17 protein-coding genes are annotated in these 17,338 nt (G+C 49.8%); 16 read left to right on the top strand and 1 reads right to left on the bottom strand.

From position 1 onward, the window contains the following. The first annotated feature begins 64 nt into the window (after positions 1-64). The 7 genes from SATMO3_RS25785 to SATMO3_RS25755 all read left to right on the top strand — a co-directional run bounded on the left by SATMO3_RS25785 (position 65) and on the right by SATMO3_RS25755 (position 8,061). Positions 65-1,141: a hypothetical protein gene (locus SATMO3_RS25785; protein WP_371373085.1), complete on the top strand. Its 1,077-nt coding sequence runs from the start codon at positions 65-67 to the stop codon at positions 1,139-1,141. 129 nt (positions 1,142-1,270) lie between these two features. Next, positions 1,271-2,944: an ATP-binding protein gene (locus tag SATMO3_RS25780; RefSeq protein WP_371373083.1), complete on the top strand. Its 1,674-nt coding sequence runs from the start codon at positions 1,271-1,273 to the stop codon at positions 2,942-2,944. A gap of 2 nt (positions 2,945-2,946) precedes the next feature. Then, complete coding sequence (locus tag SATMO3_RS25775; RefSeq protein WP_371373081.1) at positions 2,947-3,642, top strand: response regulator transcription factor; 696 nt, start codon at positions 2,947-2,949, stop codon at positions 3,640-3,642. Between the two features lie 279 nt (positions 3,643-3,921). Then, positions 3,922-4,470 carry a 4Fe-4S dicluster domain-containing protein gene (locus tag SATMO3_RS25770; RefSeq protein WP_371373079.1) on the top strand — a complete coding sequence of 183 codons (549 nt, stop codon included), beginning with the start codon at positions 3,922-3,924 and terminating at the stop codon, positions 4,468-4,470. Continuing rightward, entirely contained in the window at positions 4,467-5,264 is a 798-nt protein-coding gene (locus SATMO3_RS25765; protein ID WP_371373077.1) for a 4Fe-4S binding protein, read from the top strand. The genes SATMO3_RS25770 and SATMO3_RS25765 overlap by 4 nt, the downstream gene beginning before the upstream one ends. After that, on the top strand, positions 5,236-5,769 hold the full coding sequence (locus SATMO3_RS25760; protein WP_371373075.1) for a cytochrome c3 family protein: 534 nt from the start codon (positions 5,236-5,238) through the stop codon (positions 5,767-5,769). The genes SATMO3_RS25765 and SATMO3_RS25760 overlap by 29 nt, the downstream gene beginning before the upstream one ends. Positions 5,770-5,799: 30 nt before the next feature. Next, positions 5,800-8,061: a molybdopterin-dependent oxidoreductase gene (locus SATMO3_RS25755; protein WP_371373073.1), complete on the top strand. Its 2,262-nt coding sequence runs from the start codon at positions 5,800-5,802 to the stop codon at positions 8,059-8,061. Here the strand turns inward: SATMO3_RS25755 and SATMO3_RS25750 are convergent. Further along, complete coding sequence (locus tag SATMO3_RS25750; protein WP_371373071.1) at positions 8,058-8,309, bottom strand: chaperone NapD; 252 nt, start codon at positions 8,307-8,309, stop codon at positions 8,058-8,060. The two genes, SATMO3_RS25755 and SATMO3_RS25750, sit on opposite strands and share 4 nt — an antisense overlap. 152 nt (positions 8,310-8,461) lie before the next feature. Between SATMO3_RS25750 and SATMO3_RS25745 the strand changes: the two genes are divergently transcribed. The 9 genes from SATMO3_RS25745 (at position 8,462) to SATMO3_RS25705 (ending at position 17,193) form a co-directional block, all read left to right on the top strand. Continuing rightward, on the top strand, positions 8,462-9,088 hold the full coding sequence (locus tag SATMO3_RS25745; RefSeq protein WP_371373069.1) for an ATP-binding cassette domain-containing protein: 627 nt from the start codon (positions 8,462-8,464) through the stop codon (positions 9,086-9,088). Then, positions 9,060-9,737 (top strand): heme exporter protein CcmB, encoded by a 678-nt coding sequence (locus SATMO3_RS25740; RefSeq protein WP_371373067.1) that lies wholly within the window; start codon positions 9,060-9,062, stop codon positions 9,735-9,737. Before SATMO3_RS25745 ends, SATMO3_RS25740 begins: the two co-directional genes overlap by 29 nt. A gap of 13 nt (positions 9,738-9,750) precedes the next feature. Continuing rightward, positions 9,751-10,431 (top strand): cytochrome c biogenesis protein, encoded by a 681-nt coding sequence (locus SATMO3_RS25735; protein ID WP_371373065.1) that lies wholly within the window; start codon positions 9,751-9,753, stop codon positions 10,429-10,431. Continuing rightward, a complete protein-coding gene (locus SATMO3_RS25730) occupies positions 10,428-10,802 on the top strand; it encodes a cytochrome c maturation protein CcmE (protein WP_371373063.1) in 375 nt (124 codons plus the stop codon). Before SATMO3_RS25735 ends, SATMO3_RS25730 begins: the two co-directional genes overlap by 4 nt. Continuing rightward, positions 10,799-13,015: a cytochrome c biogenesis protein CcsA gene (gene ccsA / locus SATMO3_RS25725; RefSeq protein WP_371373061.1), complete on the top strand. Its 2,217-nt coding sequence runs from the start codon at positions 10,799-10,801 to the stop codon at positions 13,013-13,015. The genes SATMO3_RS25730 and ccsA overlap by 4 nt, the downstream gene beginning before the upstream one ends. Positions 13,016-13,030: 15 nt before the next feature. Beyond that, the gene (locus SATMO3_RS25720; protein WP_371373059.1) at positions 13,031-14,212 is read left to right on the top strand and encodes a radical SAM protein; all 1,182 of its coding nucleotides are present in this window, start codon (positions 13,031-13,033) and stop codon (positions 14,210-14,212) included. Then, the gene (gene nirJ2 / locus SATMO3_RS25715; protein WP_371373057.1) at positions 14,209-15,192 is read left to right on the top strand and encodes a putative heme d1 biosynthesis radical SAM protein NirJ2; all 984 of its coding nucleotides are present in this window, start codon (positions 14,209-14,211) and stop codon (positions 15,190-15,192) included. The genes SATMO3_RS25720 and nirJ2 overlap by 4 nt, the downstream gene beginning before the upstream one ends. A 245-nt stretch (positions 15,193-15,437) precedes the next feature. After that, positions 15,438-15,911, top strand: a complete 474-nt coding sequence (locus SATMO3_RS25710; protein WP_371373055.1) for a cytochrome c3 family protein — start codon at positions 15,438-15,440, stop codon at positions 15,909-15,911. Continuing rightward, on the top strand, positions 15,904-17,193 hold the full coding sequence (locus SATMO3_RS25705; protein WP_371373053.1) for an ammonia-forming cytochrome c nitrite reductase subunit c552: 1,290 nt from the start codon (positions 15,904-15,906) through the stop codon (positions 17,191-17,193). Before SATMO3_RS25710 ends, SATMO3_RS25705 begins: the two co-directional genes overlap by 8 nt. Positions 17,194-17,338 lie beyond the last annotated feature (145 nt).

Genomic DNA, 17,338 nt, shown 5'->3' with positions numbered 1-17,338 from the left:
AACAGTGGTTCATAATACAACCATAGACCCGATACAAACAGTAACGAGAGGATGGTTGATAAATATGAATAAAAATAAAAAATGGTTTTTAGCGTTGGGGGTTGCGGCCATGGTTACCGCAAATGGCATTGCGATGGCGGCTATGCCTGCCGACTCGCAGAATACAGTGGATGGAAAACGCCATGCTTTTGTTGGCAAGGAAGACCGCCCTGAAATGAAAGGTTTTAAGGAAGATCACGCTAAGCTGCTGGCTTTACTGAAAATAGATGCTGAAACCTTCCGGAGTGAGATCAAAGCAGGCAAGACCATGGTGACTATCGCCAAGGAACACGGGGTCTCGGAAAAGAAACTGAAAGATTTTGTCGTCAAGCAAATGACCACGCGGCTTGAGGAAGGCGTTAAAACCGGACATATAACCGCCGAGCAGGCAGCCAAAATGAAAGCCGAAATGGACAGCCGTGTAACCGATATGATTAATGGCAAGGGACCTATGCCCGGCGGTTTTGGACATAGGCCCGGACATGCGCCATTTGAAGACGCTAAATTGTTAGCGCTGCTCAAAGTGGATGCCGAAACACTCAAAAGTGAAATGAAGGCTGGAAAAACATTGGCAACTGTTGCCCGGGCGCATGGCGTTTCTGAGCAAACCCTCCAAGACTTCCTGGTACAGCAAATGACAGAGCGAATTGATGAGGGTGTAAAAGCCGGACGGCTGACTGAAGAAAAGGCTGATAAAATGAAAGCCGATCTGGCTACCCGTGTAGCCGATATGATTAACGGCAAAGGACCCATGCGCGGCGGTCCTGGTATGATGCACGGTCAGGCTCCTTTCGCCGATGCTAAATTATTGGCTTTGCTTAATATCGATGCCGAAACCCTGCAAAAGGAAATGAAAGACAACCACAAGACTCTGGTCACTATTGCCAAGGAACAGGGTGTTTCCGAACAAGCTCTCAAAAACTTCCTGACTGAACAAATGACAGAACGTATTAACGAAGGCGTGAAATCAGGACGTTTGTCAGCAGAACAGGCCGAGAAGATGAAAGCCGATATGGATACGCGTATCACGGATATGATTAACGGCAAGGGACCTATGCACCGTGGACATGGACCTCAGCCGGTCCCGGAAGAACAACAATAAAAATAAATGAAGCGCTTGCTTTGGCAAGCGCTTCATTTATTTTTACCTGCGTATAATTAACAACAATAAAGGAATTTACCATTTTTAAACAGAATACTGTGTGTGACTTCCTATATTGGAGAAATGATGATGATGCGTTTCAAAAACAGCCTTACTGTTAAATTTATGATAGGTATCGCAATAATCACCATTCTTCTTATGCTGATTAATCTGCTTTGGAATATCAGGCAGTTTAATATCCAGGCTGAATCGGAAATGAAGGAGAAAGCGGCGGTTGTTGCCCAGCAGCTTATCGCAACAAGATCTTTTATTGCGCTTAAACAAGATCAGATTAACGGCAGCTCCGGTGGCCATTATGAATTCAAACACTTAAATCCGGCCGCCGTAGGCAAAGGAATCGGGGAAATATTTAACGGCTATTCCGGCTATAAGTTTAAGCAAACAAGGCCAAGTGTGCGTGATCCGTATAACACTCCGGATACTTTTGAGATCGAAGCCATGAAGCAGTTGGCCGCCGATAAGAGTTTAAAAGAATTATGGGGATACGACAAAATTGAGGGGAACCGTGTGTTTCGCTATATGGTGCCTTTATACTATGATGAAACCTGTCTGTCATGTCACGGTAAACCTGTAGGCGTCAAGGATATATCCGGCTATTCTAAAGAAGGGTTTATGGCCGGAGAGTTTGCCGGGGCAATTAGTGTGGTATTTCCCATGTCCTTACTTGAATCTGCCCAGCGAAGCAATATTATCAGTCAGGTTTCCTTCATCCTGTTCATGGTTTTTGCCAGCATTGGGCTGACTTATCTGATGATGGAGCACATTATTATCATGCCCATCCGTGAGCTGACCGGCAAAGTCGTAGAATTGGGCCAGGGAAATTTGTCTGCGCAAATAACCGAGATTCATACATATGATGAGATGCGCAGACTGGCTAAAGAGTTTAATACTATGGCAAACAAAATGCACGATTTACATAACGGCCTTGAAGAAAAAGTAACAGAACGGACGTCGCTTTTGTCGGCGGCCAACCGGCAACTGCAGGGGCAGGGCGCTAAACTTCAGGCTATGAATGCAAAACTTACTGAGGCGGATCGCCTTAAATCAGAGTTTTTGGCAGTTATGAGTCATGAGCTCAGGACACCGCTTACGGCAATTATTGCTTTTGCCGAAATATTGCTGGTGGAAGGGGAGACGCTAAACAGTTTGCAAAAGGAATACATACAGGACATATTTGAAAGCGGTCACCAACTGCTTGATCAGATCAACGACATACTTAACATGTCCAAAATTGAGGCAGGATTAATTAAAATTAATTATAGTCAAACAGACATTAGAGAATTGCTGAGGCAGCTAATGCACAGTATTTCCCCGTTAGTAAGCAAAAAGGGACTTAGGCTTATCACCGAAATAGCGGATGATATTCCCCGGATTGCGGCTGACCGGGAAAAGGTTATGCACATACTGCGTAATCTTATTAGCAATGCCGTCAAATTTACGCCGGTCGGCGGAACCATTACCATTGCGGCAAGTTTTACCAGGATTGAGGGAAATATGCCGGCAGTGGAAGTTACAATACAAGATACCGGTATCGGTATCGACCGGGAAGACCAAAAATATATTTTTGATAAGTTTCGTCAGGCCGATAGCGCTGAATCAAGAGAGTACCCGGGAAGCGGGTTGGGGCTGGCCCTGGCGCGCAATTTAGTTGAATTACACGGGGGACGGATCTGGGTGGAAAGCGAAGTTGGCCGGGGCAGTACATTTACCTTTGCGTTGCCGGTCGTTGCGAAAGGGTGTTAGGATTGTCTTACGAGAAAATTTTAGTGGTAGATGATGATGCAAAGATACAAAAGATAGTAAAGCATTGTCTGGAACGGGAAGAATTCAGGGTTATTACGGCGGCGGACGGCGAGAGTGCGCTGGCCATGCTGAAAAAGGAAAAGCCTGATTTGGTTATCCTTGATTTAATGTTGCCTAAAATAAACGGGTTCGATGTTTGCAAAATTATAACTACCGAATATAACATTCCTGTTATTATTCTATCGGCAAAAGGCGATGAGCTTGACCGGATCATAGGCTTCAGACTGGGTGTGGATGATTATTTAACCAAACCCTTTAGCCCCGTGGAGCTGGTCCTCCGGGTTCAGGCTGTTATCCGCCGGATGCAGGGCGGGCGGCATAATCAAACCAGTCCGGCTTTGGTATATGGCGATCTTCGCATAGATTCCTGTACCAGGCAGGTAAGTGTTAACAGTGTTCCTGTCAATCTTACCAGTAAGGAGTTTGAGCTGCTGTGGCTGCTGGGAAGCAATCCCCAGCAGGTTTTTACCAGAATGCAGCTTTTAAACAAGATATGGCATAGTGATTACGAGGGGGATGAAAATACCGTTACGGTTCATGTCCGGCGGCTGCGGGAAAAAATTGAGCCCACGCCCTCATCTCCTTCTTATATTAAGACCGTATGGGGAGTCGGCTATAAATTCGTTTATGAAAAGTGATGATTTCATCAGGCGGGAAAGCCTGCAATAATAATAGGGTGTAGTACGGAAACTGCCGGTTGATGCCGGCAGTCTTTTTTTCCTGATAGAAAGTATAACTTTCGCCTGGATAAGGGCAACATCGGCTTCCACTTTCGCCAAAGGCTCGGCGCAAGCCGTGTTTTCTTTATCTCAGCATGAGAATTTTGGCAAAATGTAATAAATTTGTAAGAATTACTTAAGAATTCTGTTATTAATTTACGCTATTATAGAAAAGAGAAAGAACAAGGAGGCTTGCTGTTGGAAAGGGGCGCGAAAATAACTTTGTTCATTGGTGGTGTATTATCATTATTACTATCCGGTTTTACTGATGCTAAACCCCAAAATGAGCTGCTCCGTCCGCCGGGGGCATTGTCCGAACCGGAATTTCTGGCAACCTGTCTTCGTTGCGGCAAATGTGCCATGGTTTGCCCGCGGCGAGCGATAAAAATCGGAAAGGGCGACAACGGCTTGGCCATCGGGACTCCTTATATCGTACCCAGGGAAACCGCCTGCGATTTGTGCAGGGAATGTATCGCCGTCTGCACCAGCGGCGCATTGCGTTTAGTAGAAAAACTAAACGTCCGGATGGGGCTGGCGGAAATAAATCAGGATACTTGTCTGGCCTGGCTGGGCGATGAATGCAGACTATGTTATACCAGCTGTCCGTTTTATAATCAAGCCATAAAGCTTAAGGAGCATAAACGCCCGGTTGTGGACAAAAGTGTTTGTGTTGGCTGCGGCATCTGTGAACATGTATGTGTGGTTGAACCGGCTGCGATCAAAATCCGGGCGGGAAAACATCCATGAGTATTTTTGGTGCCCGAAAAATAGTTCAGATACTCATGTTTTCCTTACTGTTGCTGCCGGTGGTCTGGCCGCTGAATCCTGTATGGATAGGCACCTACCTGTCATCAAATGTTGCTGGCATTGCCCTTGCCGACCCACTGGCGGCGGTGGAGGTTACACTAGCCGGCCGGCATTTTGGGGAACCGCTTTTTTGGTCGGTAATTCCTTTGCTTATGGTTACTTTCGTGTTGGGCCGCGTTTTTTGCAGCTGGATTTGCCCGCTAAATACTGCTTTGGAGTTAGCTGCCATGCTTAAAACTCCCAAAGTTACCGATACCCGGAACGGGTGGTTGCCGTATCTGATTCTTGGCGTATTTCTTATGGCGGCAGTGGCAGCCAGTCTACCCCTGTTTACCATTCTGTCACCAATTGGTATTTTGTCCAGAGCCATTACGGTAGGTGCTGGAATGGAGTTCTTTTTGGTGATAACAATTGTTACGTTGGAATGGCTTTATGACCGGAAAGCATGGTGCCGGAAGTTTTGTCCGGCCGGAGCACTGTACGGACTTTTGGGAAAGTGGCGGCAGCTAACGGTCGGTATTGATCCTGCCCGCTGTAAAAATTGCCATAGATGCCGGCACGCCTGCACTATGCGGGTAAATATCGGTAACTGTACAGCGCTGGATCACCTTACCTGTACAAACTGCGGTGACTGTGTGCATGCCTGTACGGAGCAAGCCGTCTATTATACCTGGAGAAACAAAAAGAAAGGGGGAACTGTACCGCATGAATCTAATGACGGTGTTGCGAGGTAAAGAAAAGCTGACAGGTCGGCATGTGGTTTTATTTGGTATAATACTTCTTTTTTTTCTGATATTTACCGGCTGGTCGGTTGCTTATACCTCCCAATCGCAGTTCTGTGGCACCTGTCACGAAATGGAACCCATGTATCAGACTTGGCAAACATCCACCCATAGAAATGTTGACTGCGAGGATTGCCATACCAAACCGGGAGTCAGCGGGGTAGTTAACGCCAAGGCCAAAGGTCTAAAGGAACTATATTTGCATGTAACCAGCTCTAACATTGCGCCCAAAGCCGATGAGCGGGACGTAAATTGTTACAACTGCCACCAGGATAAGGTAAAACTCAATACTGGCAAGGCGCTGGCAGCAAAGGAGCCGCATACGGTGAAACATTTTGACAATGGCATGAACTGCATTACCTGTCACAGCGGCGTAGTCCATAACAGCAAGATGAATAATACGGTTCCGGGGCGGGATACATGTGCCAGATGCCATCTTGATACAATGCAGAAATAGTTTCTAAATTTTTGCCGGGAGGTAATTTTCATGAGGTTTTCACGCCGGGATTTTTTAAAGGCTATCGCTGTAAGCACGGCATTAGTAAGTTCTGGCTGTTCTCCGACACCGGGCGGCAGAAGCGCCCAGGGCACGACTGCCGGGCAAGATGTCGAAAAATGGGTCAAGGGTGTCTGCCGTTACTGTGGTGTAGGCTGCGGCGTACTGGTAGGAGTCAGTAAGGGGAAGATAACCACCGTAAAGGGTGATCCTGATAATCCTGTTAATAAAGGGCGGTTATGCGTTAAAGGAATCCTCCTGCCTAAGATCATGGACACCAAAGACCGCCTGCTTCATCCCCTGGTCAAAAAAAACGGCCAGTTTGTAAAAGTTACCTGGGAGGAAGCGCTGGAGCTTATCGCCGGGAAATTCCGGGAGGCGATTGATCAGTACGGGCCTGATTCTGTGGGGTACTACGGTTCCGGCCAAAATATCGCTGAGGAAGCGTATGTGGCTAATAAATTATTCAAGGGGGCCATTGGCACCAATAATATTGACGGCAATCCCCGGACTTGCATGGCCAGTGCAGTGGCCGGCTATGTAAGTACTTTCGGCAAGGACGAACCTATGGGCACTTATGCGGATATTGAGCAGGCCGATGTTTTTTTCATTATCGGCGCCAATATGGCGGAAGCTCATCCGGTTCTGTATTCCAGTCTGGTGGACCGGAAAAACGCCAATCCAAATGTTAAGATTATTGTCGCCGATCCGAGGCGTACCCGGACAGCAGATGTTGCCGACATGTTGCTGCAGTTTATACCGGGAACCGATTTAGCCCTGTTGAACAGCATGGCGAACGTTATTATTGAGGAAGAGCTGACTGATAGGACTTTTATTGATAATCACACCACCTTTTTGCAAGGTGAGAAGAAACTTACCTTTGCTGAATTTAAAACATTTCTTGCTGACTATACACCGGATAGGACGGCCGGTGTAACCGGCTTGTCTGCTGAACAAATCCGTGAAGCGGCCCGTTTATTTGCTGACAGGAATAGAAACGCCATGTCGCTGTGGACCATGGGACTTAACCAACGGATTCGCGGAACCTGGGCCAATAATCTTGTACATAACCTGCACCTTCTTACCGGGAAAATCTGTCGTCCCGGCAATACGCCTTTTTCGCTGACCGGTCAGCCGAGCGCCTGTGGCAGTATTCGCGAGGTAGGGGCGCTGTCTCATTTACTGCCTGCGCATCGCGTAGTGGCTAACCCCAAACACCGGGAGGAAATCGCCGGAATCTGGGGCGTCGACCCGCAAAAGATGAGCCCTAAACCAGGCTATCATACTATAGAAATGTTCCGGGCGGCGGCAAGTGGCGCTCTCAAGGTTCTTTGGGTGGTTTGCACTAATCCCGGACAGTCCATTCCCAACCTAACACCATATCGTGAGGGGATGGAAAAAACATTTATGATAGTTTCGGAAGCGTATCATCCTACGCGAACCAGTGAATTGGCGGATGTAGTCTTACCGGCGGCGCTATGGATGGAGAAGGAGGGGGTTTATGGCAACGGGGAGCGGCGAACGCAGCATATTGCTAAGGCAATAGAACCGCCCGGGGAAGCCAGACCGGATGTGTGGGCGCTCATTGAGGTTGCCAAGCGGCTAGGTTTTGGTAACCTGTTTCCTTACAGATCCAATGAAGAGATCTGGGAGGAATACCGGAAATGTACGGTCGGAACCAAGATGGATTTGCCGGCTTATGACAGGTTAAGGAAAGAGCATGGTTTGACCTGGCCGCTGCCCGACCCCGGTGGTCCGGAGACCTCCATCCGCTATGCGGCTCCTTACGACCCTTTTGTTAAAGAAGGAATTCAGTTCTATGGGAGACCCGATGGCCGGGCTGTTATTTTTGCCAGGCCTCATTCCGGTCCTCAGGAGATACCGGATGATGAATACCCCTTTTATTTGTCAACCGGCCGTGTTTTGGAACACTGGCATACAGGCACTATGACCATGAACGTACCTGAACTAAAACGGGCTATGCCGGAAATGTACGCTGAACTCAACCCGGAAGATGCTGAAAAAATAGGGGTAAAAGACGGTGAACCGGTAAAAATCATCTCCCGCCGGGGTGAGTGTATGCTCAAGGCAAAATTAAACGGCCGTGGTCAACCACGGCCGGGGATGGTATATGTGCCTTTCCATGATACCGAAATCGCAAGAATGATTAATTTTGTTACAATCGATGCCTTTGATGACGCATCTAAGCAGCCGGAATACAAAATCTGTGCTGTTAAGCTTGTTAAAGCCTAATTTACAGTAGTCGCCTCTTCATCAGCCATTGTTATATAGGCAGGGAATACGCCGAGCACACCTGGCTGCGCCCCGATGCAGCGGGCTGTTTCATTGATCAGATTCAGCGAAGCTGCTTCCACAACAATTATGATTTCCTGCCGGTCGGTAACGGCATGAACACTGACCCCTTTCATGCCTGCTAATAAGCCGGTTACCTGCTCTACAGAGGCAATCCTTGGTTTTACAATCATACTGGAAATGGCCATCACCTATGCACCTCATTTTGACATTATTGCAGTTTCTTAATCAAGTATAGAATGAGATCCATGGTGAGCACAATGGGGCATTTCTTAAGAAAGTATTACAAATGCGGCGGGCCATGCGGGCTGCACAATTTTTACTATAAGGAGAATGGATAATGCCGCACGGTGTGGTTATTGAACTGACCGGAATCAGCAAGCAATATGGACAGCGTCAGTTATTTGCCGGTATAACAGAGCGCATTCAGTCAGGTGAATGCTGGGGGGTCACTGGCCCAAACGGTTCAGGCAAATCAACTTTGCTAAAAATCATGGCCGGCATCATCCGGCCCAGCCTGGGTACAGTGCGAGTCTGCTCTGACAGCCGGGAGTTGCCGGTAAGTGAAAGGAGCGCCTGTTTCGGGATAGTTTCGCCGGAAATTATCTTTTACCGTATGCTGTCCGGTTACGAGAATCTGGAGTTTATCACCCGGGCCGGCGGTGTGGATCTAAGCGGCCGGCAATTGCTGGACTGCCTTGAGAGAGTCGGCTTGGCGCAGCGCCGGCATGATAAGATCGGCGTCTATTCCACAGGGATGCTGCAGCGCCTGAAGTTCGCGGTGCTTATCGCGATGCGGCCGCTGGTCTGGCTCTTGGATGAGCCTTCGTCCAATCTGGACAGCGGCGGCAGGATACTTGTCGCAGATCTGATAAAGGAGGCGCAATCGCAACAGATTGCGGTAGTTATTGCTACTAATGAAGCGGAGGAGGTCAACCGTGCCCAAAAGACAATTGCCCTGGCATAGCTCGCTGTGGGCTGTAATGCAAAAAGATTTGCGCTGTGAGCTTAGATCCCGGTATGCCGTTAGTTCGCTGGCGATGTTTGCGTTAGTAACGGTGGCGAGCATTAGCATGAGTCTGGCCGGTCTTAGTCCGAGTTCCGATTTGGCAGCCGCTTTGCTGTGGGTAGTTCTGTTCTTTTGCGCTATGGCCGGATTAGCAAGGGTATTTATCAGTGAACAGGAAGCAGGGACTTTGTTTGTGCTTCAGTTCTACGGAAGAGGGCAGGCGGTTTTATTTGGCAAGCTGATTTTTAATACCCTGCTGCTCATGGCAGTGACAGTTCTGGTTATTCCCTTGTTTATAGTGCTGATGAATTTGGCAATACCGCAATGGATCCCGCTTTTAGCCGTGCTGGTTCTGGGAAACATCGGCATTGCGGCGGTGGCCACGTTAACTGCCTTAATGGTTTGCCAGGCAGGCGGCAAAGGCTCGCTGTTCGCCGTTATTACCTTTCCGCTGTTGTTGCCGCAGTATCTGACAGTAATAGCAGCTACCGGCAAAATCCTTGAGAATGCTTGTCTGAGTATGCAGGATTTTTGGTTTATGGCCGGCTACGATATTACGGTACTCATTGCTTCATCCATATTATTTGACTATCTTTGGTGCGACTGAGAGGAGGTTTGTTGTGGCGCAGCGTTATTTGCCGACCGTGTTATTGTCGTTATGGACACTAGGAGTGGTCTACGCCGTATTTTATATTGTACCCCCGGCTGAAGGCCTGGGTGAACTGGTGCGAATTGCTTTCTTTCACATCCCGGTCGCCTGGGTTGCGGTATTGGCGTTCTTTTTATCGGCGGCTTGGGCATTGCAATTTTTGCGAACCCGCAGCCTGGAATATGATTGGCGCAGCTCAGCTGCTGCCAGTCTTGGTTTGTTCTTTTGTGTGCTGGCAACCGTCAGCGGCGCAGTTTTTGCGAAACTTACCTGGGGCGCTTACTGGAACTGGGACCCGCGCCAGACAACAATATTTGTCCTGCTGTTAATTTACGGGGCCTACCTGTCGCTGCGGTCTGCTATTGAAAACCAGGAGCAAAAAGCCAAAATATCCGCCATCTATTCCCTGTTTTCTTTTTTTACGGTGCCCTTTCTTGTTTTTGTCATTCCCCGCTACTATTTTTCGCTGCACCCGGCGCCTGTCATCAATAGCGCCGCCAGGGTGGATATGGATCGAATCATGCTGTATGTGCTGATCGGGGCGCTTGCTGCCTGCACGGCCATTTTCTGGCAGGCATTGACCTGGCGGGTGAACGTTAAACGGCGGCAGCATATGTTACATGTCAAAATGAGAGAGGATGTGGGCGTATGAAGAAGCGTCATATCATCGGCATCGGCATTATCATAGCCTTTGTGAGCTTCAGTCTCGTGGTTTTCAGTAATTCGCTCACGCCATATGTCAGTGTTGCGCAGGCGAAAACGGCCAAGAGTACCGTTCAGGTGCGGGGTGTGCTGGGGTCGGAAAAAGTGACCGTAGCCGATAACGGCAAAAGCGTAAAGTTCTCCCTTAGTGATGAAGCAGGGGACGAGGTTAAGGTGGTTTACAACGGTACAAAACCGGATGGCTTGGAACAAGCGACAAGCGTAGTTGCTGTCGGCAAATACCAAAATGATCAGTTTGTTGCGGAAAAGCTGCTGATTAAATGCCCGTCCAAATATCAGGGGAGTGTGAACAAACAATGATTGGCTATCTAACTACATTTCTTGCACTCGTCGCTACAGGCATCGCTTTATTTTGTTACCTTAACGCCTATCTAAAATCCTCGACCCGCCGTTCAGAACGGCATACAACCGGCGGTGCGGAAAAAGGATTGCTTTTTTATCGTATGTCAGCGGTCTTGGTTGCCTGTTCTGCCTTATACCTGTTCTATATTATTTTTAGCGATCAGTTTCAGTTTGCCTATGTGTTTGGCTATTCTTCCCGCGATTTAAGTAATCTCTATAAGTTTTCGGCCTTTTGGGCCGGACAGGAAGGATCTTTTCTCCTCTGGGCGTTGTTTCATGTTGGTTTTGGGCTGGTTGTTTCCCGACAGCGGCTTTGCGGCGCGATGATTGCTTACTGTGTTTTGCAGAGTATGCTATTGGTCACCCTGCTGGCCAAAAGCCCGTTTATGCTGCTGGCCACGCCGCAGCCTGACGGGTTTGGTCTGAATCCGCTGCTTAAAGATCCCTGGATGGTAATTCATCCGCCGGTGGTGTTCCTGGGGTATGCCGGCCTGGCTGTTCCCTATGCCTACGCGGTAGACGGTCTTTTGCGAAGAAAAAGTAATGAGTGGATCAATCAGGCCCTGCCGTGGTCTCTCTTTTCCTGGGCGGCGCTGGGGGCAGGCATATTTATCGGCGGGTTCTGGGCTTATAAGGTGCTTGGCTGGGGCGGCTACTGGGCCTGGGACCCGGTCGAAAACTCATCCCTGGTTCCCTGGCTGGCCTGTGGTGCGTTAGTTCACCTGCTGCTCTTGGCGCGTGTCCGGCAGGCGGCCTGCAAACCAGCCTATCTGGCCGCATTGTTTACCTTTGTTTTGGTCATGTATGGCACCTTTCTTACCCGGAGCGGCATCCTGAGTGACTTTTCCACTCACTCGTTCAGCGATGAGGGCGTGGGCGGCTTACTGGCCTGTTTTGTCATGATTACTGCCGTTGCGGCCCTGGGACTCACTATCGCGCGCTGGCCTCAGCTGCCGGACGGTGAGTTATTCCCCGGTATCGTAAGCCGGGAATTCTTTCTCGCCGCGGCTGCCCTGGTTTTTGCCGTGATCGGCGTTATTGTGCTTGTCGGTATGTCCACACCGCTTATTACTATGTTGCTGGGCAATCCGCAGAACGTAAATACCTCATTTTATAATACCACTACCTTACCGCTGGCTTTGCTCCTGGTTATGTTATTGAGTATTGGTTCGCTCGCCGGCTGGGGGGAAAACCGGACGCTTACGTCCCGGACGTATTTGTGGCTGAGTGTGCTTAGTCTTGTATTCGCCATTTCGCTATATTATTCCGGCATCAGGCAGCCATTGGCTGCGGCTGCTGCGGCTTTGTCCGTTACAGCCTTAGTGGTTAGTTTGTATGCCGTCCTGACTAAAAAGCTTACCCGGGCGGCCGGTTTTACTCATGCCGGTGTGGGGATAGCGCTTGTTGGCATTCTATTTTCCTCAGTGGCCAGCCAGTCTCATCATGTCCGTTTTGAAAAGGGAGACAGCCAGCAGGTCTTCGGCGCGAAGCTTACCTACCTGGGAGCCCGCCCAGCGGAAAAAGAAGCAGGCTTTTACCAGAGTTTTAAACTGGAGGGGATGGTCGACACGGTCTTGGAGCCCTTCACAAAACTTAATAAGGAAGGTCATCCCGCGGCCCGGGAGCCGGGTATTCACCGCGGACTTGCAGGAGATCTTTATTTAGCGCCGGTTATGGAGCATGAGACCAATCCGGCGCAAGAATTTAATTTGCAAAAAGGGGAGGAGGCGCAGGCGGGAGCGCTTGCCTTCAAACTAATCCGTTACGGTATGGCGGGCGGCGGGGGCAGCGAGGTCCGGGTTTATGCACTCCTGACGGCGAGCAAAGACGGTCAGGTCGAGGAGGCCAGGCCGGAACTTGTTTCCCGTAATGGTCAGGTAATTGCTGTTCCTTTTAAGGTTTTCGGGCAGTACGAATTTCGGCTGACCGCCCTTAGTCTTGGGCAGGGGACGGCCAGTATCGGTTTTACTGATTTACAGGCTGAGACTGAGCAACGGCCTATTGATGTTGAGGTTAGCTATAAGCCTTTTATTAGCCTGGTATGGCTGGGAACTGTCGTCGTGACTGTTGGGACGGCGCTCGCCGCCTGGCTGTGCTGGAAAAAATCCGCCGGTTGCGTTGTGCGGGAAAGTAAAACCAATAGACCGATGACACTTAGCAGAAGCGAATAACAGGAGGCCTCAATAATGATAGGATGCACAAAACTTCTCTGCGGTACGGCTACTGTATCAGATATTGTAAAATACGGGCGCAGTTCCCGCGACTTACCTCCCCATATGCTGCAATTCTCTTCCAATGCAACGCCGATTGTCGTCTGGAACTCTACCAATCGCTGCAATTTATCCTGCCGGCATTGTTATATCAATGCGGAAGATCACACCTACGAGGGGGAATTGACCAGCGCAGAAGCTCAGGCTTTTATTGATGACCTGGCAGGCGCCAGTGTGCCTGTGCTGTTGTTTTCGGGCGGAGAGCCGCTTATGAGGCCGGATGTTTTTGAACTGGGCGCTTACGCCAAAGACCGGGGCATCCGTCCGGTGATTTCCACGAATGGTACGCTTATCACCCCGGATATTGCCAGGAAGATTCGCGCTGCCGGCTTTCAATACGTCGGCGTCAGTCTGGACGGCGATGAAGCGGTGCACGATGAGTTCCGGGGAAAAAAGGGCTGTTTTGCCCAAACCCTGCAGGGGATCCGTAATTCAATAGCCGCCGGTAATAAAACAGGCATTCGCTTTACTGTCAATAAACTTAATTTTCATACTCTGCCGGCTATCCTCGACATTGTCGAACAGGAAGGCATTCCGCGTTTTTGCATGTACCATCTGGTTTACGCCGGCCGGGGCCAGGCAATGGCTGCTCTTGATACTACGGCTGAGCAAAAACGGCAGACGATAGAACTGCTCATGGCCAGAACGCAGGACTTCCATCGGCGCGGTATTGAAGTCGAGATACTTACCACCGACAATCATGCCGACGGCGTTTATATCCTGCAGCATTTTGAACGTAATCAACCCGAGCGGGTAGCCGAAGTTAACCAACTGCTTGAAATGCACGGCGGCTGCTCAGCAGGACAAAAAATGGCTAATATCGATCCTCAGGGAAACGTTCACGCCTGTCAGTTCTGGGGCCACAAAACCCTGGGCAATATCAGGGAGAAGCCTTTTAGCAGCATATGGCGGCAAACCCAGGACGAATTTTTGCTAAAACTGAGAGACAAAAAGAGTTACCTGGAAGGTCGCTGCGGCGAGTGCCGCTATAAGCAGCTATGCGGCGGCTGCCGGATACGGGCTGAAGCTGCGACCGGCAATTTATGGGGCGAAGATCCGGCCTGTTATCTAACTGACTGGGAGGCAAAAGGAGTATGATTATCTCTTGGAATATTACTAAGGCCTGCAATATCAACTGTATGCACTGTTACCGTGATGCCGGCGGCAAGGCCGCCGGTGAACTGGATACGGGTGAAGGAAAAAAGCTGTTGACCGAGATTGCCGAGGCCGGTTTCAAGATAGTGATTTTAAGCGGCGGCGAGCCCCTGCTCCGGTCAGACGTTTACGAGCTTATCGCGTATGCCCGCAGTCTAAAACTGCGTCCTGTTCTTGGTACGAATGGCATGCTGATTACGCCGGAAGTGGCAGTCAGGCTTAAAGACGCCGGCTTGGCGTGCGCCGGCATCAGTTTAGACAGCCGGGATAAAGCCAAACACGACAGATTCCGCGGGGCCGCGGGCATATGGGAGCAAACGCTGCAGGGCATGGCAGCCTGTCAGCAGGCAGGACTGCCGTTTCAAATTCATACAACGGTGATGAACTGGAATGCCAAGGAGATTGCAAGTTTGACCGACTTTGCAGTTGCCGCGGGCGCGGTGGCGCATCATGTATTTTTTCTGGTTCCCACCGGACGCGGTAAGGATATAGCAGAAACCAGTCTTAAAACAGCCGAGTACGAGGCTTTGCTTGAACAACTCTTGGAAAAGCAAAAAGAGGTGCCTATAGAAATAAAACCTACCTGTGCGCCGCAGTTTATGCGTATTGCCAAACAGAAGGAGATTTCCGTGCGTTTTAGCAAAGGCTGTCTGGCCGGCACTGCCTATTGTGTTATATTGCCTAACGGCGATGTTCATCCCTGTCCGTATCTGCCAATGAAAGCCGGCAATGTCCGGCAGGCTGCTTTCAACACTATTTGGCAAAACAGCCCGATCTTGAGCGAATTCAGGAGTGAGCCCCTTAAGGGCGGCTGCAGCCGGTGTGGTTTTGACGATGTCTGTGGCGGCTGCCGGGCCCGAGCCTATTATTATTCAAACGGCGATTATATGGCGGAAGAGCCATGGTGCAGTTACGGACGCTGACGGTCTGACTGCCGGTAAAGAGGCCAACTATTTTGGGGTCATTGTCCTTCTGCCGGGACATCTATTTATCCGACGACTAACCCGCTCTAAGACTCCCGCTTTTACAAGTGGGAGTTATACCCCTACGGGCACAGGCGAGCGGCTAAGTCCCTGGATAAGGGCGACTAATCTTCAGATGAGGTTAAAATCTCACCTGAGGCTAAGTCTGCTTTATACCCAATAAAACAGGAGAGGAGGAGATAGTGTTGGATACTGGTCAATATCTGAACCGCAATGCGCTAAAACTGATGGCGATTGGTTTCATTGTGGCGGTGGCTGGTATGGCAATGGCGGGGTTTGGTTATGCCCAGGCAGAAAAGCCGCAGTTTTGCGGGTCCTGCCATTCCATGGAACAGGCGTATGCCACTTGGCAGGCTTCCAATCATAAGCAAATCGAATGCACAGAGTGCCACCTGCCGAACAATAATCTGGCCGTCAAATTAGCTGCAAAGACTCAGACCGGTATTAACGATGTGTATCATGAAGTACTGAGGGATTATCCGGCAACAATCAAGGTAACAGCTCAAGGGAAAAAAATCATAGCGGATAATTGCCTGCGTTGTCACCAGTCTACGGTAGAAACTACCGGGATGGGGGCAGGCGGGCAGGATTGCACCAAATGCCATAGAAGTCTGGTTCATGGCACCAACAAGAGCAAAGGAGGGATAAAGGTTGAGTAAGTCGCAGAAATCTTTAATTGCTTTGCTTGGTGTACTGCTGCTTTTCTTTGGGTTTGTTATCATGAGAATTGGAGTAGCTAAACCCGCATCAACCGTCAAGGTGGCTAAAATTCCGGCAGGGGAGTATGATCCGGCGGTATGGGGGCAGTTATATCCACTGCAGTACGAAAGCTACAAAAAGAATGCCGACATGTCGCCATCGCCGACCGGTTATGGCGGCAGCGTGAAGGTCCAAAAATCAGAAATGATGCCTGAACTGACGACGAATTTCAAGGGAATGCCGTTTAGCATTGACTATACCGAGGACCGTGGTCATGTGTTCGCCATGGAAGATATCAGGGAAACCAAACGGATTGGTCCCAAATCCCCGGGAGCCTGTATAACCTGTAAAACTCCCTATGTTGAAAAGTTTTACAAGGAGTCAGGCTGGGGTTTTGCCAAGATACCCTTTAACGAGTTGGCAACACAGGTTCCTTCCCATGGTTCCATTAGCTGTGCTAATTGTCATAATCCGGAGAACATGGATCTCAGGGTTATCAATCCTGCGTTTACCGAAGCTATGCAGCAGCGGGGCATCGATGTGAGCAAGGCCAGCCGGGAAGACATGAGAAGCTATGTGTGCGCTCAATGTCATTCCGAGTATTACTTTGCCCCGGGCTCTATGAAAGTGGTCTTCCCGTGGGAAAAGGGGCTCAAACCCGGCGATATGTATGCATACTACGCCGATAAGCCGAACGGGTTCGTACAGGATTGGCAGCAGCCTGATTCCAAGGCGGCAATGTTAAAGACTCAGCATCCTGACTACGAAACGTTTGCCACCGGGACTCACGGTAAAGCCGGGGTTGCCTGCGCCGACTGTCATATGCCATATGTACGAAAAGACGGGCAAAAATATAGTTCTCACTGGATGACCAGCCCGCTCAAGGATCTGGATGCAGCCTGCGGCAGCTGCCATACCCAGGGAACTGCCTGGTTGGCAGATCGAATTAAGACTACCCAGGATTATACCTTTGAGGTACTGCATACCGCAGGACAAAATGTGGCCAGAGCCCATGAAGCTATTAAGAAGGCATCCGAGGCTCCCAATGCCGATCAGGCGGAATTGGCCAAAGCCCGCGAACTGGTGCGTAAGGCCGGTTGGTACTGGGATTTTGTTGCAGCTGAAAATAGCATGGGGTTCCATAATCCCGATCAAAGCTTAAACACCGCCGCCCAGGCTAATGAGTTGGCGCGCCAGGCAATAGAGTCTGCCAACCGCGCTGCGGGTATCAATCTGCTTTAACTTTTTCACACAGCAAGCACCGGTCCTTGTCAAGACCGGTGCTTGATTGTCCTGAAAGAAGGTATATCGATTTAGAGGGTTACCAGCCGGTATCCCTTTTTGTTTTGCTGGCGATTGGAACCTGTTATTCTGTCAAACTGGCAAG

The organism is Sporomusa aerivorans, assembly GCF_041428895.1.
GTDB lineage: Bacteria > Bacillota > Negativicutes > Sporomusales > Sporomusaceae > Sporomusa > Sporomusa aerivorans.
The sequence above is the reverse complement of the archived record's forward strand: the minus strand, read 5'-3'. Positions and strand labels throughout refer to the sequence as shown.